This is a genomic window from Neptunomonas sp. ABH4_499 (assembly GCF_056160565.1).
The window spans coordinates 16,415-36,542 of record NZ_JBSWXK010000009.1; the positions used below are offsets into that span (position 1 = coordinate 16,415).

At 48.0% G+C, this 20,128-nt stretch carries 19 protein-coding genes, 1 tRNA gene and 1 riboswitch; of the genes, 12 read left to right on the forward strand and 8 right to left on the reverse strand.

The genetic code is table 11. The features are described from left to right. Window positions 1-304 precede the first annotated feature (304 nt). Window positions 305-2,521, forward strand: a complete 2,217-nt coding sequence (locus ACXAF9_RS10695; RefSeq protein ID WP_475073872.1) for an NADP-dependent isocitrate dehydrogenase — start codon at window positions 305-307, stop codon at window positions 2,519-2,521. A 52-nt stretch (window positions 2,522-2,573) separates the two neighbouring features. Further along, window positions 2,574-3,143, forward strand: coding sequence for a hypothetical protein (locus tag ACXAF9_RS10700; RefSeq protein WP_475073874.1), 570 nt, complete (start codon window positions 2,574-2,576; stop codon window positions 3,141-3,143). 114 nt (window positions 3,144-3,257) lie between these two features. On the opposite strand, the gene fldB is transcribed toward ACXAF9_RS10700, so the two are convergent. Further along, entirely contained in the window at window positions 3,258-3,764 is a 507-nt protein-coding gene (gene fldB, locus ACXAF9_RS10705) for a flavodoxin FldB (protein WP_475073875.1), read from the reverse strand. Between the two features lie 338 nt (window positions 3,765-4,102). Here fldB and ACXAF9_RS10710 point away from each other — a divergent pair, with 338 nt between their 5' ends. From ACXAF9_RS10710 to ACXAF9_RS10730, 5 genes are all read left to right on the forward strand, one after another. Next, a complete protein-coding gene (locus ACXAF9_RS10710) occupies window positions 4,103-5,374 on the forward strand; it encodes a nitrate- and nitrite sensing domain-containing protein (RefSeq protein WP_475073877.1) in 1,272 nt (423 codons plus the stop codon). A 265-nt stretch (window positions 5,375-5,639) separates the two neighbouring features. Then, window positions 5,640-6,449, forward strand: coding sequence for a formate/nitrite transporter family protein (locus ACXAF9_RS10715; RefSeq protein ID WP_475073879.1), 810 nt, complete (start codon window positions 5,640-5,642; stop codon window positions 6,447-6,449). 52 nt (window positions 6,450-6,501) lie between these two features. After that, window positions 6,502-8,232: a bifunctional protein-serine/threonine kinase/phosphatase gene (locus ACXAF9_RS10720; RefSeq protein ID WP_475073880.1), complete on the forward strand. Its 1,731-nt coding sequence runs from the start codon at window positions 6,502-6,504 to the stop codon at window positions 8,230-8,232. A gap of 65 nt (window positions 8,233-8,297) precedes the next feature. After that, window positions 8,298-8,900 (forward strand): methyltransferase family protein, encoded by a 603-nt coding sequence (locus ACXAF9_RS10725; protein WP_475073882.1) that lies wholly within the window; start codon window positions 8,298-8,300, stop codon window positions 8,898-8,900. 56 nt (window positions 8,901-8,956) lie between these two features. Beyond that, window positions 8,957-9,283 carry a DUF1904 family protein gene (locus tag ACXAF9_RS10730; protein ID WP_475073884.1) on the forward strand — a complete coding sequence of 109 codons (327 nt, stop codon included), beginning with the start codon at window positions 8,957-8,959 and terminating at the stop codon, window positions 9,281-9,283. Here ACXAF9_RS10730 and ACXAF9_RS10735 read toward each other — a convergent pair whose 3' ends face one another. Beyond that, entirely contained in the window at window positions 9,284-9,559 is a 276-nt protein-coding gene (locus ACXAF9_RS10735; RefSeq protein ID WP_475073887.1) for an HNH endonuclease, read from the reverse strand. Between the two features lie 426 nt (window positions 9,560-9,985). Between ACXAF9_RS10735 and ACXAF9_RS10740 the strand changes: the two genes are divergently transcribed. After that, entirely contained in the window at window positions 9,986-10,471 is a 486-nt protein-coding gene (locus tag ACXAF9_RS10740) for an EAL domain-containing protein (protein ID WP_475074152.1), read from the forward strand. A gap of 93 nt (window positions 10,472-10,564) precedes the next feature. Here the strand turns inward: ACXAF9_RS10740 and ACXAF9_RS10745 are convergent, their stop codons facing one another. Beyond that, a complete protein-coding gene (locus ACXAF9_RS10745; protein ID WP_475073889.1) occupies window positions 10,565-11,863 on the reverse strand; it encodes a D-serine ammonia-lyase in 1,299 nt (432 codons plus the stop codon). A gap of 134 nt (window positions 11,864-11,997) precedes the next feature. Continuing rightward, window positions 11,998-12,119, forward strand: a riboswitch (yybP-ykoY riboswitch). Between the two features lie 49 nt (window positions 12,120-12,168). Here ACXAF9_RS10745 and ACXAF9_RS10750 point away from each other — a divergent pair. Beyond that, window positions 12,169-12,741: a manganese efflux pump MntP gene (locus ACXAF9_RS10750; protein WP_475073891.1), complete on the forward strand. Its 573-nt coding sequence runs from the start codon at window positions 12,169-12,171 to the stop codon at window positions 12,739-12,741. 253 nt (window positions 12,742-12,994) lie between these two features. Here the strand turns inward: ACXAF9_RS10750 and ACXAF9_RS10755 are convergent, their stop codons facing one another. Further along, a complete protein-coding gene (locus ACXAF9_RS10755) occupies window positions 12,995-13,369 on the reverse strand; it encodes a hypothetical protein (protein WP_475073894.1) in 375 nt (124 codons plus the stop codon). A gap of 339 nt (window positions 13,370-13,708) precedes the next feature. Between ACXAF9_RS10755 and ACXAF9_RS10760 the strand changes: the two genes are divergently transcribed. The 3 genes from ACXAF9_RS10760 (at window position 13,709) to ACXAF9_RS10770 (ending at window position 16,194) form a co-directional block, all read left to right on the forward strand. Continuing rightward, window positions 13,709-14,614 carry a DUF6685 family protein gene (locus ACXAF9_RS10760; protein ID WP_475073896.1) on the forward strand — a complete coding sequence of 302 codons (906 nt, stop codon included), beginning with the start codon at window positions 13,709-13,711 and terminating at the stop codon, window positions 14,612-14,614. Window positions 14,615-14,948: 334 nt separating this feature from the next. Continuing rightward, entirely contained in the window at window positions 14,949-15,485 is a 537-nt protein-coding gene (locus ACXAF9_RS10765) for a thermonuclease family protein (RefSeq protein ID WP_475073898.1), read from the forward strand. 415 nt (window positions 15,486-15,900) lie between these two features. Further along, on the forward strand, window positions 15,901-16,194 hold the full coding sequence (locus tag ACXAF9_RS10770) for a hypothetical protein (protein WP_475073900.1): 294 nt from the start codon (window positions 15,901-15,903) through the stop codon (window positions 16,192-16,194). A gap of 337 nt (window positions 16,195-16,531) precedes the next feature. On the opposite strand, the gene ACXAF9_RS10775 is transcribed toward ACXAF9_RS10770, so the two are convergent. The 4 genes from ACXAF9_RS10775 to ftsA form a co-directional block, all read right to left on the reverse strand. Then, window positions 16,532-16,675, reverse strand: coding sequence for a hypothetical protein (locus tag ACXAF9_RS10775; RefSeq protein ID WP_475073902.1), 144 nt, complete (start codon window positions 16,673-16,675; stop codon window positions 16,532-16,534). 306 nt (window positions 16,676-16,981) lie between these two features. Next, window positions 16,982-17,069, reverse strand: a tRNA-Ser gene (locus tag ACXAF9_RS10780). A gap of 131 nt (window positions 17,070-17,200) precedes the next feature. Then, window positions 17,201-18,451, reverse strand: coding sequence for a cell division protein FtsZ (ftsZ, locus tag ACXAF9_RS10785; RefSeq protein ID WP_475073904.1), 1,251 nt, complete (start codon window positions 18,449-18,451; stop codon window positions 17,201-17,203). A 92-nt stretch (window positions 18,452-18,543) separates the two neighbouring features. After that, complete coding sequence (gene ftsA, locus ACXAF9_RS10790) at window positions 18,544-19,872, reverse strand: cell division protein FtsA (RefSeq protein ID WP_475073905.1); 1,329 nt, start codon at window positions 19,870-19,872, stop codon at window positions 18,544-18,546. Window positions 19,873-20,128 lie beyond the last annotated feature (256 nt).

A 20,128-nucleotide genomic window follows, 5' to 3' on the forward strand; every position in this document is an offset into this window, starting at 1 on the left:
GGCCCATAGTATACGTCTTTAAGAAGCCCCCTGCGACGCTAAGCGATGTCGTAATATTTCGGATTAACCTATTGAATAAGGTGAAACTGACCGCAAAGGTGTTTAGAATGTGCTCGCTTTGTAATTTTTTTACAAAAGCCAGAGGTGCATTAGCCTTTAGTGCATAGTCCTGGCGTATAACAGGATCAGCACTTTCGGTATAATTGCCCCAGTTACAAAAAATGGCTTGACCGGTGGAACGGGACGATCACAAGTTGTCTCAACATCAAGTCTTAGCTTTCCAGCTAAACATTCGGGGATGAACATGACTAAACAAACTATCTACTACACCCTCACTGATGAAGCGCCTTATCTTGCAACCGCTTCATTTTTACCTATCGTACGTACCTTCGCACAAGCGGCAGATATCGACGTAAAAGTAACCGATATCTCTCTGGCGGCTCGTGTTTTGGCTGCTTTCCCCGACTACCTGAACGACGATCAAAAGATCGAGGACGGTCTGGCTTTCTTGGGTGATCTGACTCAAGACCCTCACGCTAACATCATCAAACTGCCAAACATCTCTGCATCGGTTCCGCAGTTAAAAGCGTGCATCAAAGAGCTTCAAGGCCAAGGTTATGCGGTACCTGCGTTCCCTGATGAGCCATCATCAGACGAAGAAAAAGACGTTCGCGCACGTTACGGTAAAATCCTAGGTTCTGCGGTAAACCCTGTACTGCGTGAAGGTAACTCTGACCGTCGTGCACCTGCTGCGGTTAAAGCCTACGCTCGCAAGTTCCCACACTCTATGGGCGCTTGGAGCAAAGCTTCACGCACTCACGCCGACTACATGCGCGGTGGTGACTTCTTCTCCAGCGAACAGTCCATCACAATGGAAAACGAAGGCGATGTGCGTATCGAGTTCGTATCTAAATCCGGTGAGGTATCACTGAAGAAAGAACTGCACCTGGAGCAAGGCGAAGTTCTGGACAGCATGTACATGAGCTGCAGCGCTCTGCGTGATTTCTTTGAAGAGAGCCTGAACGACGCGAAAGAAACCGGCGTTATGTGGTCTTTGCACGTTAAAGCGACCATGATGAAGGTATCTCACCCCATCGTTTTCGGTCACGCGGTAACTGTGTTCTACAAAGAAGTGTTCGATAAGCACGGCGACCTGTTTGAAGAACTGGGCGTTAACCCAAACAACGGTTTGGGCAGCGTTTACGACAAAATTCAATCTTTGCCGGAGTCTAAGCGTCAAGAGATCTTGGAAGACATCCACTCTTGCTACATGCACCGTCCTGAATTGGCGATGGTTGACTCAGTTAAAGGCATCACTAACTTGCACGTACCAAGCGACGTTATCGTTGATGCGTCCATGCCTGCGATGATCCGTAGCTCTGGCCAAATGTGGGGCCCAGATGGCAAAACCAAAGATACCAAAGCGGTTATGCCAGAGAGCACTTATGCTCGCATCTACCAAGAAGTGATCAACTTCTGTAAAACCAACGGTGCATTCGACCCAACCACTATGGGTTCTGTGCCTAACGTGGGTCTGATGGCGAAAAAAGCCGAAGAGTACGGTTCGCACGATAAGACATTCGAAATGGCAGAAGACGGTACCATGCGCGTTGTGGATGCAAACGGTACGGTTCTGATGCAACACGATGTTGAGAAAGGCGACATCTGGCGTGCTTGCCAAACCAAAGACATCGCGGTTCGTGACTGGGTTAAACTGGCGGTGACTCGCTCTCGTCAATCCAACACACCGGCTGTGTTCTGGTTGGACCCAGAGCGTGCGCACGATATGGAACTGGCGAAGAAAGTTCGCAAGTACCTAAAAGAGCACGATACAGAAGGCCTAGAGCTGCACATCATGGGCTACAACGAAGCGATCCGCTTCTCGATGGAGCGTATGATCCGCGGTCAGGATACCATCTCTGTTACTGGTAACGTCCTGCGTGACTACCTAACTGACCTGTTCCCAATCATGGAACTGGGTACATCCGCTAAGATGCTGTCTATCGTGCCAATGCTGAACGGCGGCGGTATGTACGAAACCGGTGCTGGCGGTTCTGCACCTAAGCACGTACAGCAAGTTCAAGAAGAGAACCACTTACGTTGGGACTCTCTGGGCGAATTCTTAGCACTGGCAGTTTCTCTGGAAGAGCTGGGCATCAAAGAAGACAACGAGCGCTCTAAAGTGCTGGCAAAATGTCTGGATCAAGCTACCGGCAAACTGTTGGAGAACAACAAGTCTCCATCACGTCGCACTGGCGAGCTGGACAACCGTGGTAGCCACTTCTACCTAGGCATGTACTGGGCTGAAGCGCTGGCGGCACAGACGGATGATAAAGCACTGGCTGATCAGTTCGCTCCGCTGGCGAAAACGCTGAGCGAGAACGAAGACAAGATCATCTCTGAGCTGGCAGCCGTTCAAGGCCAAGCCGCTGATCTGGGTGGTTACTACCACGCTGATCCTGCAAAAGTCTCTGCGGTTATGTGCCCAAGCGCTACGCTGAATGCCGCTCTGAAAGGCTAATATCGCCTCCCTCTGAAAAGAATCAAAAGCCCGGCAATCGCCGGGTTTTTTTGTGCTTGCATCCACTGCTGCTGCCCTTTGTACCACCAGCACCGCTTTTGCAGAACTGGAACTCAACGCCAGCCTCGAACTTGATACGGATACCCGCGATACCACACAAACTGAGTGCGTTTACGATCAAAACGGACATGTTGAATTAGGTGCCGTTGGTACAACTTACCGCGGCGATTACTTTGCGAAAGCCGTGGGAGTGGTGCGTCTTCAAACAGACGGTGGCGAAGTGGATCAAACCGGCTTTGGTATCAACACCGGTATCAACGTGGGTGAAGGCTTCATCAACTTAGCGGCGTCTCGTTTAAAAGATGATGATACCGACCTTGATACAACATCGTTCGCAGCTAACATGACTTATGGAAACTTTGGCTTGGGTTATATGCACTCAAATGCAGAAGTTGCCGGCAGCGATGATCAGAAGGTGAACACCTTATACGCCGCGTACACCATGCCAATTTTGGACCTTGAGAACGCCAGCGTTACTTTTGCTGCGTCCATGTCTAAAGCCAGCAATGTGGCGGATGATAAAGCCAACGCGTTACGCGTACGCTTTAACTACGCGTTCTAAGCACAAGCAAGTGGCGGTCGACCTAGCCCCTTCTGGGTTGGCCATCACTTAGGCACAGGACGTTGATTCCAACAAAAAAGCGGCTCATGGCCGCTTTTTTATAACACTTAACGCTTACAGAAACGCAGGGCGAATCTGATCACACCAGGTGTTGATGCGCTCTTCTGACTGATCACGCTGAGTATCTTCATCCAACGCCAGACCAACAAAATGCTTTTTATCGTCCGTTAGGGCTTTTGACTCATCAAACTCGTAACCCTCAACAGGCCAATGGCCTACAACGGTCGCGCCACGTGCAACGACTTTGTCGTGTAACATGCCCATCGCGTCAACGAACCATTCAGCATAGCCAAGCTGATCACCCAGACCAACAAATGCCGCTGTTTTACCTTCGAAGTCGAAGTTTTCGACCTCTTCCCAAACTTCTTCCCAATCTTCTTGGACTTCGCCGTAATCCCATGTCGGAATTGCAAAGATAAATTGGTCAAACGCATCGATGATATCCAGACCTACATCTTTCACATCAAACAGTTCGGTGTTCTCTTCACCGAGGTTTTGTGCGATTTTAACGGCCACATCCGAGGTATTACCTGTGGTTGACCCGTAAATGATTGCAATCATTCAGTGCCTCTATTTAAAACAGTGCTTTATGAGCTGGTAAATAAGAACGCGGTAGCAATGCCGACAATAAAAACCGATGACAATAGAGTCGTTAGACTGTTTGTGACCAGTGCTTTCATCTGTTGCCTCCTGCGTAGATATCATTTGTGCGATAATCCTATAGCAAGGATCAATAAAACTCAAATGATAATTATTTTCATTATCGAGATCAGTGAAGAATTCGCCCTCTCTGATCGCTACCGCGGCGATTAAAGGCTTAGAGCCGTAATTGGCCAAAGGGTTGCATAATAAATAGGAGATCTTTGCCATCCACCCGAACCGTGTGATCCGAGGTTAAGATGAAGTCCAGAAAAGACACCCCCGAATTTTTTATTTTGGCGGCCAAACAATGCGAGATCGATAACCTAAAAGAGTTAAAAACCAGTTGTCAGTTGGTTGTACTGGTCAGCGACTTAGTGCACGCCTTGCAGCGCGAGCGCGGTATGTCGAATGTCTTTATTAAGTCCGATGGCCAACGCATGCTCGATGCCAGACATCAGCAGATTGTCCAATGTGAAGCCTATGAACGCGCTTTTCGGGAGCACCTTTCCAGCTTAACCCACAAAACAGGGCAGTTGCACAGCAGTGTACGCCTGTTTAACGCCATTTCGTTTGTGCTCCATGCTCTGGACGAACTGCCGCCACACCGCGATGCGGTTGCCCGATTATCCCTAACAGCCGCTGACAATACCCTGTTCATTAGCGAGCTGATCACAGGCTTACTCAACATCATCTTTGAAGCAGCCGACATCTCCACGGACCCAGACACAACCCAATCCTTAGTTGGGCTTTTCAACTTTATGCAAGGCAAAGAGTTTGCGGGCCTTGAGCGTGCCTGGGGCGCCATTGGGTTTGCCGCTGGGCAGTTCTCGGACATTGTTATGGAGCGCCTTAACAACACCCAAGAGAAACAAAACTACTGCTTTAATCAGTTTATTGAGTTCAGCAAGCGCGAGAGCCAAACCGAGTGGGCCAACTTACAAGCGTCTAAACCTTGCCAAGAGTTTGCGCGTTTGCGAGAGATGATCCAAAGCTCCGACCAATCAGCCCTGCCCACGGATTTGAGTGAGGTGTGGTACGACATCGCCACCCTCCGCTTGGATTTAATGCATGAGCTTGAACTGAACTTGATCAAAACCTTGATCAACACCTGTGATGAAAACTTGCAGCGCACCTTGGGCGAGTATAAAAGCCACGAGTACACACTGTCGGCGCTGGCGAATATGCGTGCGCCCACCTCCTCCATTGAATTGGCGGCTGAATCCTCCGATGCAAATAACGATACCGATGAGTCCTTCAGTCACACTCAGCAAAAATCTTTGCTCTCGTTAATTCAGTCTCAGGCGACCCAGCTTAAGGAGATGGAACACGAGCTGGATCGGGCGAAAAAGTCCCTGCACGAAACCAAGGTGATCGAGCGCGCGAAAGCCATGTTGATGCAGTACCAAGGTCTGACCGAAGAGCAAGCGCACCGACAACTGCAAAAAGCGGCCATGAACAGTGACCGCAAACTGATTGATGTGGCTGAAAACGTGTTAAGCGTCTCCAGTGTGATCAAAAAGAACGCATAAGCTGATCATTTAAGTGCAAGGTGGGCGACTCCCCTTGCGCTATTTAGCCTCGCAAAACCCCAACCTTTTGAATCTATTCGTGTATTAAAGTCTGGCCTCTTTTTTGCTAAAGCTTTACTGTTCTGGCTAAAGGCGGCTTGAACACACAATGTTTGCAGTTTGGATAAAGGCGTCCTTCCCAAGGTGATATCACCTTAGGAGACGCCTTTTTTGTTGTTGGTCTTCCGCTTGGGCGGCCGTAGGCTCTGATGAATAAGGAAAGTCGATGTCATACTTACTCCCCTCTGAATTTGTGACCAAAATGGTGGACTCGGGTGAAGAGAAGATCTTCATGTCCACTAAAGATACATTAATCCGCGCGTTTATGGCGGGCGCTATCTTGGCGCTTGCGGCCGTTTTTGCCATCACAGTCGCGACCCAAACAGGCTCCTTGCTGATTGGCTCTATACTGTTCCCGGTGGGTTTCATCATGTTGTACCTAATGAAATTTGACCTCTTAACCGGTGTATTTACCCTCGTGCCCTTAGCCTTAATCGACAAACGTCCTGGCTGCACAATGGGGCAATTACTGCGTAATTGGGGATTGGTCTTCTTGGGTAACCTAGGTGGTGCACTGACTGTTGCCGTGATGATCTCCTTCATTCTTACCTACGGTTACAACACCGACGGTGGCGCCATCGCGGCGAAGGTTTCAACCATCGGTGAATCACGCACAGTAGGCTACGCGGCACATGGTTTTGATGGCTGGTTAACAATTTTCATCCGCGGCATGCTGTGTAACTGGATGGTCTCCATGGGGGTTGTTGGTGCCATGATCTCAACCTCAGCAACCGGCAAGATGGCAGCGATGTGGATGCCGATTATGCTCTTCTTCTTTATGGGTTTTGAGCACTCCATTGTGAACATGTTCCTGTTCCCATTCTCGATGATCATGGGCGGTGACTTCACCGTTATGGATTACATCATCTGGAACGAGCTCCCAACCGCTTTAGGTAACCTCGTTGGCGGCTTCGTCTTCGTGGCTCTGCCTCTCTATTACACGCACGTGCGCACCAGCAACAAACGCGCACTTTAATGCACTTTGCCAGAGCACAGGTCTTGGCCTGTGTTCTGGGTGACCCTTACAGATGAAAATAAAACTATCGGTTGGGCAATTCAGTGATGCAGGCGTTAAAGCCATCAATCAAGATGCCCTTGCTTATCAAACCCATCTTGGTAATGAGCAATCCCTTAAAGGCCATATGTGCGTTATGGCCGATGGCATCAGCTCAAGCCAAGTCAGCCAAGAAGCCAGCCAAAGCGCCGTCTCGGAGTGCATTAATACCTACTACTTAGCCCCAGAAACCTGGGCGACCGAAAAAGCGATCGACTACACTCTAAAAACCATAAACGGAGCTTTATTAAAACGCACGTACTTAAGCCCGTTTAAGTACGATAAAAATAAAGGCTACGTTTGCACCTTAGCGGGCATCGTGTTTAAAGGTCAGTACGCTCACCTTTTTCACTTAGGCGACACCCGCATACATCGCATCGGGAAAAACGGTTTTGAAACCCTCACCAACGATCATCAGGTTTGGGTCACTCAGCATCAAAGTCATCTGAGCCGAGCCTTAGGTGTCACCGAGGAGCTCCAACCCGAACATCAAACACTGCGCCTTAAAAAAGGCGACATTTACCTGATCAGCACCGATGGTATCCACGAGTTTCTCACCCCAGATGAGATCCTAAGCACCGTTTTAAAGCATCGCGCCTCTTTAAAGATGGCCGCTCATTGCCTGGGTGAGATGGCTCTAAAGGCTAGAAGCGATGATAACGTCTCGGTGATGCTGATCTCGATCGACGATCTCATAACACAGACCAATGACGACCAAGGCTTACATAATCAACTGGGTGATCTACCCTTTGCCCCAGACTTAAAGGAAGGGGATACCTTTGAGGGCTACCGCTTACTCACGCAACTGCATGCCAGTGCGCGAAGTCACGTCTTTTTAGCTTTGGACGAATCCCAACAACAAAAGGTGATTTTAAAGCTCCCCTCGACCGACTTGCGGGATAATCCCAGCAATATTGATCAATTCATGCTCGAGGAGTGGATCGCTCAACGAGCGGATAGCCCCTATTTGCTCAAACCCTATTCGAAAGGACGCCCAAGAGAATCGATCTATTCCGTTATGGAGTTCATCGAGGGGCAAACGTTAAAGCAGTGGCTTTTGGATCACCCTCACCCAAGTGTTGAGGAGGTACGCGAGATCATTGAACAGGTCGGCAAAGGGCTGCAAGCGATGCATCGAAGAGACCTTCTCCACCAAGACATCAAACCCGACAACATATTGATCAGCCCCGACGGCCAAGTGAAGATCATTGATTTTGGCTCCACTCGGGTTGCAGGCCTCACTGAGGCAGGTCTCGGCGCACACTCAAGTGCTCTTTTGGGAACGGCGCTGTACAGCGCACCCGAGTACTTTTTAGGCGATGGCGGTACCGAGCGCTCCGATCAATACGCTCTCGCAGTATTAACTTACCACATGCTGTCGGGGCGCTTCCCATATGGCGTTAATGTCGCTAAAGCCCGTACTCTCAGTTTACAAAGACGATTAACTTACCAAAGCGTGCTGGATCATGAGCGAGAAATCCCGCTGTGGCTGGATGAAACCCTAAAACGCGCACTCAGCATCAATCCGCAAAAGCGCTACATCGATATCTCGGAGTTTTTGTACGATTTACGCCATCCCAACAAGGCCTATTTAAAAAAAACACGTCCTCCTTTATTGGAGCGTCATCCGACACGTGTTTGGCAAAGTATCTGCGTTGTGCAGTTATTGCTGACCTTATATCTCGTGACACACTTAACCCATTGATAAGTTTAATTGTATTTTGAGATCAGGCGTGATCAGATAAGGGTTAATCAGTTAGGACGCACGCCATGTTAACGGAACTTGTCATCACCCATTTTCTCGGGATCTATTTCTTGATGATAGGCCTCCTTTATGGGTTTAAGAGCGTCGGCCATGCGCATCGCACCGGATTTAGCCACATCCACTATGGTCAAAGAGGCTCAGCGACCTGGTGGAACCGACAGTGCTTTAACCTATTCCGTGGTGCGATTGTATTGGTGTGTTTGATGCGGATCGCCTATCCAATTGATCCTTACCTCGGCATTTTCCAATCCCTTTATCAACCTTGGTTAATGAGCCTTGGGGTACTCTTGATGCTTTGTGCATTTGGGATGACCTCTTATTTGCAAGGTTTTGTCGGAGATGCGTGGCGCTCTGGCATTGATCAGCAAAGCTCACCCAATCTGTTTGTGCACGCCATTTACGGGCGGACTCGCAACCCCTGCTTTATTGCCATCATGATCGGTCAGCTCGGCTTCTTTTTAGCACTGCCGAGTGTCTTCTCGCTGGTGTGTTTGTGCGTGGGCGTCATCACCCTGTATCGCCAAGCTCTAGCAGAAGAGACGGCACTGACCGAGACGTATGGACAAGTGTACGTCGACTATCGAAACCGAGTCCAGCGCTGGCCCTAGGGCTCAGTTACGTTTTCCGTTAGACTCCTCTTTTTTAATCTTTAGCGGAGCCCATCGTGCCTCAACTGATCCTTCATGCTTACGACACTAACGATGTGTGTAAAAACAGCCAAGCCCTTTTAGAAGCCTTGGCCGATGTTATGGATACCCCGATTGATTGGTTCACCATCGAAGTCATGTCATCTCAGTTTGTTTTTGGTAACCAAGTGGTCAAAGGCGCGCCCAAAATCGAAGTGTTATGGTTTGAACGCGGTCAAGAGGTTCAAGACAAAGCCGCGAAGTTGATCGACGACTGGTCAAAAGCGCTGGGTTACGCAGACCTTGAAATGTGGTTTACCCCACTGGATAAATCCCGTTACTACGAGAACGGCGAGCACTATTGATCAACGCCCGACCGATTGTTTGCTGACCCATTGAATGTGCTTTTGCAGCGCAAGGTCAGCCTTAAGCAAAGCCAACGTGTGAAGGTCACGCGCTAAGGTCATCTCATCATGAAAACGATGAATCGCCCGATGACAGTCATAACACACCATCACCCCCTCGTTTAGCGCTTCTTGAGTGTAGTGTTTTTTAAACCGAGGTCGTCTGTGCATTTTACGTGGAATCAAATGATGAAACGTCAGTTTCGTGACACGAGAGCACAGCTGGCAGGGTTCCATTTTTATCCCTCTCAAAATAGATAACTCATTGAAGTATCAATATTTATTCTATCAATCAAATTGCGCGTTTGTTCAAATTCTGAAATAGTTAGAAGAACCATTAACCGATTCGCCTTAGATAGCATAAACTGATAATACAGCTGTTCATATTATGTTCATCTAGTTACCATCAAGGAAGGCTACTCCATGCTTGAAAGCATACTCTACATTGAAGAAGACGAAACGGCTCGCCCCCCCTCTATGAAGACTATTTCAAGCAGAAAGCCAAGAAGGTACTGACCGCGACAAACGGTACTGAAGGTCTGCGAATTTGCTTAAAAGAAGACCCGCAAGTCATCATCACTGATCTAAAAATGACTACAAAGAGCTAAGCGGTAAATACGAACAACTATTGGACAACATTAATCAAGGCATTGTTACGTCGCAATTAACATCTCCTCAAGGGACCTTGAGAACCAAGACTTGGTGAAGCAATTCAAAAAAGCCGTGACCGAGCAAAAAATCTCGGGGCATGAAATTGTACTGGAGTTGACCGAGCGTAAGTTCATTTTAGGCAACGACAACCAATCGAACGCCATGAAAGAGTACACCGGTTGCGGCATTAAAATCGCGATTGATGACTTTGGTACGGGCTTCTCGAACTTAGGCTACCTGAGTGATTTACCGATTGATCTGATTAAGATTGATCGCTCATTCGTGAAAGAGATTGGCGCCAGCAATAAAGCCGAAGAGATCATCAAAGCCACCATCAGCATCGCCAACGCGCTGTCTCTAAAAAGCATAGCCGAGGGGATCGAAACCCAAGCCCAGCTCGACTTCCTGCGTGAGCATGGTTGTGATTTTGGTCAGGGGTATCTGTTCAGTGAGGCGAAGAGTCTGAGTGCCCTGTTAAAAGAGGTCGAGATTCAGTAATTTCGTACCGCTCGATGATCACAAAGCCATCCCTATCCGGTGATGGCTCTGAATTTGAATCAGTCGTTTATGGCTTTAAAGCAAGCTTTGTGGCTAGAGCGCCGCTTTGTAGTAACGTTGCCACTCATCCTCTGGCACCATGCTGCCGCCCGTTGACCACACGATGTGCGTGGCATGTTCGGCAAGCTCGCGATTGGATTGGATCACATCCAAATACCCCTTAAACCCAGCCGCCGCGGAAGGCTCCACGCGTTCGATCTCCCGATCAAACAACAGCTTAAGATAACGGTATAAATCTGAGTCATCAACGGTACTGATCCCCGAGAGCAAAGCATCCATCATTGGCCCGACAAAAGCCGAGGCTCGGCCCACTGCCAACCCATCAGCACAGGTGTGATTGGTTAGACCGATCTCTTGCACAGAGACTCGGTTATGCTCCCCACTGGCCATACCCAGCAACATGCAAGGCGATTGAGTTGGCTCGATAAAGTAGCAATGCACATCATCCCCAAATACCTGCTTTAGCCCAAACGTAATACCGCCAGGTGCGCCACCAACACCGCACGGCAAGTAGACGATTAACGGATGCTCGGCATCAACCCGAATACCCTCGCGGCTGATCTGATCCTTTAAGCGAAGCGCCGCCACGCTGTAGCCTAAAAATAAGGTTTGCGAATCTTCATCATCAATAAAATAAGCGTTCGGATTTTGCTCAGCCTGTTTGCGCCCTTCGGCCACCGCCACACTGTAATCCAAGGTGTGCTCGACCACCGTAACGCCCTTCTCGCGCAGCAGAGCCTTCTTCCACGCTCTCGCATCCGCCGACATATGCACAACCACCTCAAACCCAAGAGCTGCGCCCATAATGCCAATGCTCAAGCCCAGATTACCGGTAGAACCAACCACAATTTGATGCTGAGCAAAAAAAGCGCGCATCGGCCCATTGGCCAACTGGGTATAATCACGATCCGAATCAATTAATCCTTTGGCAAGCGCCAGCTGCTCGGCATGGTAGAGCACCTCGTAAATGCCGCCACGAGCTTTAATGGAACCTGAAATCGGCAGTAGGTGATCGCACTTAAGGAACAGATCCCCACAGCGCGTCTCCCGAGCAATGTCGCACAGAGCATCCTGCATATCTGGGACCGCTTCCAATGGGGATTCGATGATCCCGCCGGTCGACTCAATCTCTGGGAATACGAGTGCTAGAAAAGGCGCAAACCGAACCAAACGCCGTGCAGCATCCAGCATGTTTTCCATTCCAAGCGTCAACTCCGCCTCTTGAAACCCTTTGACCTTAGGGTTTAACCAAAACGTAGGCTTGGCATCTTTTAAAGCGGTAAAGGGCGCTTGATTAAAATCAATGGATGAGGGTAACGACGAGCGTTGCACGGTATGTCCTTAAGCTTAGGGGTAACAGCGCTAAAGAATACTCTTTTCTGATACGCATCTACAGCACCCAAGGCTTTGAAAGCCTGATTAACCAGAGCGCCGAATGGCAAAACCCGATGAGTTTGGTATACTCGCGCCTGATCTTTGGGGAGTAGCCTGCTTCTACCAGAAGCGTTCGTATCAACATATTTGGCCACATGCCATGGTACGAACACCTTTCGGTTGGCGAGACCAACGATGTTCCATGCCTAAGGTTGGGCGTGTGGATCATCGTGGACTCGATAAGCCCAACCGGATAATTAGACATGAACCTGATCACCGTGCTTTTCATCGCCTTGGCGATGTCCACCGATGCGTTTGCCGCCGCCATTGGCAAAGGCGCAATGCTCGATAAACCCAAGCTCTCACAAGCGCTTAAAATGGGCTTATTGTTTGGCACCATTGAGGCCATAACCCCCCTTATTGGATTTATGATCGGCCACGCGGCCTCCTCTTACGTCGAAGCGTGGGATCATTGGATCGCCTTTATCATCCTTTTCTTCCTTGGCGGGCACATGATTTACGAAGCCCTAAAACCCAGCGATGAAGAGGATCAAACCGCTTCAAAACCCACTCAGCATAGCTGGCTTGTATTAACCCTAACCGCGATCGGTACCAGCATCGATGCCACTGCGGTCGGTATCAGCTTTGCATTTATGGATGTGAATATTTGGATAGCCGCACTGATGATCGGCAGCGCTACCTGCATCATGGTGACACTCGGTGTGATGATCGGTCGGGTGGTTGGCTCACTGATCGGGAATCGCGCCGAAATGATGGGCGGCATCGCACTGATCATGATCGGCAGCTGGATTTTGTACAGTCATTTAATGGGGTGAAAATTTAGATTTTAAAGATGGAGGCTCCAACGCCTCCTGCTATTTATTCATACAAATCAATACACCAAAACCAACGCACGAGGCGAAAATCTCAAATTGGTACTTAAAGGTATCAGGCTGTAGGTAAGATAAACAGAACATACCAACTACGATCAAAATACCACCAAGTACCCATCTCAAGGTTCTAGGTAAGAACTTAAATGCCAAGTAGCTGAACAAGCCCCCTATCAATCCGATCAGAACGTAAATCATATTAATATTCGTCTAATGTAAGATGGGTTCCATTGAAAGAGTATTGAGGACCAATACCCCCATTCACTTCGATAAATGTCATTATTGCCACATCACCGGCGTTAAACTTATGCATATTATTTATAAGGTACTTACGAACTCTAGCCCCAACAAAAAGGCCTATAGCGCCACTGATGCCCTTTTCAGACATTTTGTTTTCCTTCACCTTCGTAGGTAGCTTCCTACTGACCAAGAAAGACAAAATACCAACAACAGCTCCCGATACAGCATTAGCAAAACGATACTGTTTGTAAGTTGCCTTGTTTGCATCAGCAGCACTAGGTGGTTCATAAATAACAGTATAAAGCTTTATAGGTCGGCTATCTCCATGCTTCATCCCCTGAACAATACGTCGAAGCAAATTAATAGAAGCGACATGGGCCGCAGCATCTTCGATGGGGATCTCATCATAGTGGATCGCTCGCTTAAAGTTGTCACAGAGGATGTGGTCGCCGCCAGGGGAATTTGTATGTATAGAGATCGACCTGCAAAAGGGGATGCTGCAATCCTACCACGAGGACTTTCCGCCCTATTGGATCAGGGATGACGATGAATTTATTGTCCTCGGCGTGGTCACACAATCTGTTAGGATTTTCTACACATTAAACAAGGATCTCGTTTAACGCAGTATAAGCATCAGCCTTATGTTAATTAAGGATCAACAGAAGGAATAAACATGCTAAACCGATTAATTGGAGTATTCTTCGATACCCCAGAACCAATCCAACGCCTACTTTCAAACCACCCAGATATGCTTTCCGTTTTAAAAACACCGAAGCAACATATCGGTACTGAAAGTGTTGTACGCTGGGAAAGCTGGGTATCATCCCTTAGCCTCAATGCAAGGCAGCTAAATGGCTGGTGTCATAAAAACGGGCATTACGATTCCTTTAGCTTAAACGCCAAAGATTGGTTAAACATCGTTGACGAGTCAAAAACAGAAAGCTGGGAATGTAAAATTCAAGATGTTGTAGGTCTGTCGGCCTCAAAGTCGACACTAGAAGACTTCGAATCATTGGATCAGATGGTTCAAAAAAACGCTAAAGAAATGATAGAAAATATTTCTGAAGAAGGTTTACAAAAAAACCTCTCCTGGAGCGAGATCAGAATCATCAACCGCGAAAAAACCGGCGATCATTTTAAGTATCATTCATGGGATGGTCGGTTATTTCTTTGTAACTCAGGTGGTTCTCATCACTTCGCCGCAGCAAGGTACATCGCGAAAAGAATAGAGCAAGACGTTAACCTAAAAGGGGCTTTCAAAAACTTAACTCTAAACAGAGAACGAGTGGCTAAGCTCTGTAAAACATTTGATATGTACGTCATAGACTATCGAGCAGAATCTTTCATAGATCTATTCAAAGCTATGCGTTCATACAAAGCCACATACCTAACAACGGATCTACCAAGACCTTATCACAATAAGAAAGTAATCCTACTGCCCAAAGACGACGAAAAAGCCATGAAGGTATCAGCGCTATTTCGAGAATCAATTGGCTCTACACTGAACGATCACTTTGAACTCCTCTTAGCAAAGCCACAGTCTTTAAGCGATAACACCCACTCAGCTGTTGCAGCTTAGTAAAGATCAGCCATAAAAAAGGAGGCTTACGCCTCCTCATAAATGCACAGTTTAAAGTGCCTGAGAAACGGCTACTCAGGTCACTCAGTACAGAAAACTAAGGACAACTATTCACTCAGTATGTAATCAGCCTAGGGAAGCTGCGAATAAGTCATTTCCGTAAGCGTTCGACCAAAATATCTTATTGAAAGTAAAGGATTTAATTATTCGTGGTTGTCGAGTGGAGGACTTATTCGCAGCTTCCCTAGTACAGACTGTTAATCATGCAAGAAAGCATTAAACAATGTAGCATCGTGAGCTTTACCAAACAGACCGTAAAGAACTCAAAAAACACATGCACACTAAGACCAGACTGACCCTACTCCTTTCCACTTCCCAAACCGCTCACGCTGCTAAAGAATACGGTAACGTGGTCGTTGTTAAGGTCGGTACCGTCATCGACGGGAATTCATTCAAAGTGGACATCAACGAATGGCCACCCATTGTAGGTAAAGGGATTACCGTGCGAATAGCAGACATCGACGCGCCAGAGCTGCGCGGCAAATGCGATCGGGAAAAACAGTTAGCCCGCCAAGCCAAACAACATTTGGTTCCCCCCCTTCGAGGTGCCTCTAAGGTAGAGCTTAAGAATTTACAGCGGGGCAAGTACTTCCGCATTGTGACGGATGTTTACATTGACGGTGCGCTGTTCACGATCAACAGCAGCAACCGTTTGTTTTTTAAGAAATATGAGAATCGTGGAATGATACTAAAACACACATCCAGTAAAGAAACCTTAGTTCAACAAAAATGCTTTTCAAAGAAAATAATCCAAAAAAAGGCTCCCATTTGGAGCCTTGAAGTACAAACAACCTACTACTGTAGTCCTTGAAGGAAAAGATACGTTCCGAAAAACGACTCTTTCGATACCCTGCATACAAACTGCTCAACCCAATGACATCCACATTCTCTACACCGAATCCGCGTCTGCATGAGCAACCTAAAAAAAGGAGACATATGTCTCCTTGGGAAAGTGTGGCATGGGCTACGGAACTAATTTGAATAAAAAAGCTTATACGCAAAATATGACATTTACATGAATTTTTAGTATTTGATTTTAAAACGAGCAAGTCCTTCTTTATCGTAATCATACGTACAGATGCTTATTTTTCATGAGTAGATAAGTCCTACATTTTCTCAGGGTGTCTAGAACTATCAGCGTTTTGGGACTACATTACAATTTCATGACAGCAAGCAGTAGGCAGAAGTATGCTGATCTTAAACCAATCCACCTAAGGGGTGACGGAATGGAAGTAGGTGATAGCATCAAACGAGCAGTAGAACGTATGAAGTATGTAAACATGTTCATAGAGGCAGAACTCCCCCAAGGCCAAAGGCCTACTTTTAGTTACTTAACACAAGACAACACCTTACTAATAACAGCACAATGGACCGAAGAAAAAACGGCACCCCAGATACACTTAAGCTACTACGAGGAGGACTTAGCAAAGTTTTCGCAACCAGAAATTCTTATCGCCAACAACATCATAGATGAGTACTACAGACAAACCGAAAAAAATGAACTATGCAGTTCTGCATGAAATATTAAGGAAGCTGCGAATAAGTCATTTCCGTAAGCATTCGGCCAAAATATCTTATTGAAAGTAAAGGATTTAATTATTCGTGGTTGTCGAGTGGAGGACTTATTCGCAGCTTTCTTAGCATTAGCTACGGTCAGGGGCTCGCAAATAACAGTATGCAATCTAATTGGTCGCGGATCTCCTATCTTCATTCCGGCCCTTCCCAGCGCACCGAAGCGGAAAAACTCGTTCAAAAATACGCCGACTGTAAAAAGATCAACAGGCGTACCGAACGGCCACAGCCTTCATGCAGTGGGAAAAGGAGATGCTAAGCTACATCAAGCACTATAACCTCTAATCAAACTGACCCACGCAGCACCGCCGCTGCGATATCAGGATCAATCTTCCGATCCCCTTTCTTCAAAGCCGAATACAGCATGGCGATAACAGCGCGCGCTTTATCCTCTGGCCGGTATTCGGCTTCTGAAGCGATTGACTCCAAGCCCCCCCCATCAACATGATAGCGTCTTTAAGCAGCTTCATATCCGCTAGGTTGCTCATCATGTGTTTTAGATCATAAAACGGTTTAAGCCCAAGTTTAAGGGGTTTATGCTTATGCACACCACCAGCGAGTCCCAAGTTCATTAGGAATTTACAAAGGGCATATCAACAGTTCAACACGACTGTCAATCTTGCTGGATAAACAAAAATAGAAATGATCCAGAATAGCTATTGCAAGTATGCTAATAGATAAAGGAAGAAGTACAGGAGATAATTGAGAAACGCTTCATATGCGGGGGGCTTTAAATGGCGGTCAGGGAGGGATTCGAACCCTCGATACGTTGCCGTATACACACTTTCCAGGCGTGCTCCTTCAGCCACTCGGACACCTGACCGTTTCGAGGCGCGTATAGTAACACGCTCCTTTATAAGTTCAAATAATTTAAGCAGTTTTTTGGAAAAAGCATAAAAAAAGGCCTCTCAATGAGAGGCCCAAAAAGCACCTAAAGGTCTAAACGACCAAGATTTAGTCAGCCTGACGACGAAGGAAGGCTGGGATATCCAAGAAATCCATGTCGTCAGTGCCTGTTTTCTTTACCGTACCTTGTTGCTGTTGGCGCATCTCTTTTTCAAGCTCGGCCGCCGCAAGGTTACGTTGACGCTGCTCTTCGGCACGGTTACGCAGTACCGTTGGCAGCTCTAATTGGTTGTAATCTGAAGCCGACTTACGTGCTGCAGGCTGCTGTGGCTGAGAAGCACTCGAAGAGCTGACTGCACGGCTTGTAGTACCGCCGTTTGCAACTTGAAGCTCTTCTGCTTGCGCTTGACCAAGGCCCGTTGCAACAACGGTCACTCGCAGCTCGTCGCTCATCTCTGGGTCGATAACGGTACCGACAACAATGGTCGCGTTTTCGGAAGCGTATTGCTCAACGATGTTACCCACCTCGGAGAATTCACCCAAGCTCAGATCCAAACCAGCGGTAATGTTTACCAAGATACCACGAGCACCTTTAAGGTCGACATCTTCCAGCAATGGCGAATTGATCGCCATCTCTGTTGCGATGGTCGCACGCTCATCACCACGGCCATCACCGGTACCCATCATCGCCATGCCCATTTCAGACATAACCGTGCGCACATCGGCAAAGTCGACGTTAATCATACCAGGACGTGTGATCAGATCAGCGATACCTTGTACCGCATTACGCAATACATCGTTAGCCGTGTTGAATGCGTTGATCAGGCTGCAATTGCGCCCCATCACCTGCATCAGTTTTTCGTTCGGGATGATGATCAAAGAATCAACGTTTTCTTTTAACGCTTTGATGCCTTCATCCGCAATTTTCATGCGCTTGCGGCCTTCAAATGGGAATGGCTTAGTCACAACCGCAACCGTTAGAATTCCCATCTCTTTAGCGACTTCGGCCACGATTGGCGCAGCGCCCGTACCTGTACCACCGCCCATACCGGCGGTGATGAACACCATGTCCGAACCACGGATCATTTCCGCGATCTGTTCGCGGTCTTCCAGAGCCGCTTGACGGCCGACATCTGGGTTTGCACCGGCACCAAGGCCTTTAGTCAGCTCACCACCGATCTGGATGATCGATTTAGCCAACATGTTAGTCAGTGCTTGGGAGTCGGTATTCGCGCAGATAAAGTCGACACCGTCGACTTCAGTCGTCACCATGTGCTGAACCGCGTTACCGCCGCCACCACCAACACCGATCACTTTGATGACTGCACTTTGTGGCAGGCTATCAACGAGTTCGAACATGATCATTCTCCTTCAGGTTTTACTGCGCTCTGTTATTACTATGGCGCTCTTTTAATCTGCAATTCGTATAACGCAAGACACTGTGCCCTGCGCTAGAAATTCCCTTTGAACCACTCTTTTACCCGTGTCACCACACCTGGGCCTTCTTTCACAGGCTTCGGCGCCTTTACAGGCCGCTCTTTGACGGCGGTCACAGGCTCATCCTCGGCAACGTTCAGCGGAAACTCGCTCATCGGCGATATACGCTTAGGTTCCGATGTTGCACCACCACTTGAGTGATTCCCTTCAGCGGCGTACTGCAACAACCCCATTCCGGTCGAGAAGATAGGGTTTTGTAAAATATCATCCATGCCACGCGTCCCCTGTGGCATCGCTAACCGAACCGGCATATGAAAGATCTCTTCGGCTAACTCCACAACACCTTCCATCTTGGCAGTGCCGCCGGTCAGCACGATCCCCGCAGGGATCAGATCTTCAAACCCGCTTCGGCGAATTTCGGTTTGGATCAGGGTAAACAATTCGTCGTAACGAGGCTCCACCACTTCGGCCAGCGCTTGACGCGATAAGTCTCGTGGTGGTCGATCACCCACGCTTGGCACCTTGATCGTCTCATCAGCGTTTGCCAACTGAGCCAGCGCACAAGCGTATTTAATTTTTAGTTGTTCAGCGTGCTGCGTTGGCGTACGCAACGCCATCGCAATGTCATTCGTGACTTGGTCACCGGCTACAGGAATAACGCCCGTATGACGGATCGAGCCTGCCGTAAAGATCGCGATGTCGGTTGTACCGCCACCGATATCCACCATACAGACACCCAAGTCCTTCTCGTCTTCGGTTAACACGGCATAGCTTGAGGCCAATTGCTCAAGCACCACCCCGTCCACTTCGAGCCCACAGCGTTTAACGCATTTCTCGATGTTTTGGATGGCGTTTTTAGCACCCGTTACCAAATGCACTTTGGCTTCCAAGCGCACCCCTGACATACCTAAGGGCTCTTTGATGCCCTCTTGGTGATCGATCAGGTATTCTTGCGGCAAAATATGCAAGATGCGTTGATCCGCCGGGATCGCCACAGCACTGGCAGCGTCAATCACACGCTCTAGGTCGTGCTCGGTAACTTCCCGATCACGTACCGCAACAATACCGTGTGAATTCATACTGCTGATATGACTGCCTGCAATACCCACCGTAACTGAGTGGATTTTACAACCGGCCATTAGCTCAGCCTCTTCAACCGCCCGATGAATCGAGTTCACCGTCGATTCGATGTTGACCACAACGCCGCGCTTAAGACCGCGCGATGGATGAGAGCCGATACCCACGATTTCAAGCTGACCATCCCGACGCACTTCCGCTACCAAGCACACCACTTTAGAGGTGCCGATATCCAGTGCGACGATCATCGTATGCTCATTATCCATTGTTACAACCAGTGACCAACTTTTAATCAATTAAAAACCGTTTTGGTTTTCTGACCCGCTATTGTAAGTGAAGATTTATAAAAACTCAGCACTTTTTGTCAGGCGAAACCCATAAAACTAAATGTACAAAAATTCACCAATTTATGCCAATACTCCATCGGCACTTTTTTTTGAATCTTTAGTGTTTTCCTTACATTTCAGTCGATTACAGACGGACTTTTTTTAAAAAAAGTTCGATACGTAAGGTTTATTTCTT

Bases quoted from the DNA above. Each gene is read 5' to 3' on its own strand.
- ACXAF9_RS10770 (WP_475073900.1), top strand. From the start codon at position 15,901: ATGGAAGTAGGTGATAGCATCAAACGAGCAGTAGAACGTATGAAGTAT.
- ACXAF9_RS10755 (WP_475073894.1), bottom strand. From the start codon at position 13,369: ATGAAGCATGGAGATAGCCGACCTATAAAGCTTTATACTGTTATTTAT.
- ACXAF9_RS10725 (WP_475073882.1), top strand. From the start codon at position 8,298: ATGTTAACGGAACTTGTCATCACCCATTTTCTCGGGATCTATTTCTTG.
- ACXAF9_RS10765 (WP_475073898.1), top strand. From the start codon at position 14,949: ATGCACACTAAGACCAGACTGACCCTACTCCTTTCCACTTCCCAAACC.
- ftsA (WP_475073905.1), bottom strand. From the start codon at position 19,872: ATGGATAATGAGCATACGATGATCGTCGCACTGGATATCGGCACCTCT.
- ACXAF9_RS10695 (WP_475073872.1), top strand. From the start codon at position 305: ATGACTAAACAAACTATCTACTACACCCTCACTGATGAAGCGCCTTAT.
- ACXAF9_RS10710 (WP_475073877.1), top strand. From the start codon at position 4,103: ATGAAGTCCAGAAAAGACACCCCCGAATTTTTTATTTTGGCGGCCAAA.
- ACXAF9_RS10760 (WP_475073896.1), top strand. From the start codon at position 13,709: ATGCTAAACCGATTAATTGGAGTATTCTTCGATACCCCAGAACCAATC.
- ftsZ (WP_475073904.1), bottom strand. From the start codon at position 18,451: ATGTTCGAACTCGTTGATAGCCTGCCACAAAGTGCAGTCATCAAAGTG.
- ACXAF9_RS10720 (WP_475073880.1), top strand. From the start codon at position 6,502: ATGAAAATAAAACTATCGGTTGGGCAATTCAGTGATGCAGGCGTTAAA.
- fldB (WP_475073875.1), bottom strand. From the start codon at position 3,764: ATGATTGCAATCATTTACGGGTCAACCACAGGTAATACCTCGGATGTG.
- ACXAF9_RS10735 (WP_475073887.1), bottom strand. From the start codon at position 9,559: ATGGAACCCTGCCAGCTGTGCTCTCGTGTCACGAAACTGACGTTTCAT.
- ACXAF9_RS10715 (WP_475073879.1), top strand. From the start codon at position 5,640: ATGTCATACTTACTCCCCTCTGAATTTGTGACCAAAATGGTGGACTCG.
- ACXAF9_RS10750 (WP_475073891.1), top strand. From the start codon at position 12,169: ATGAACCTGATCACCGTGCTTTTCATCGCCTTGGCGATGTCCACCGAT.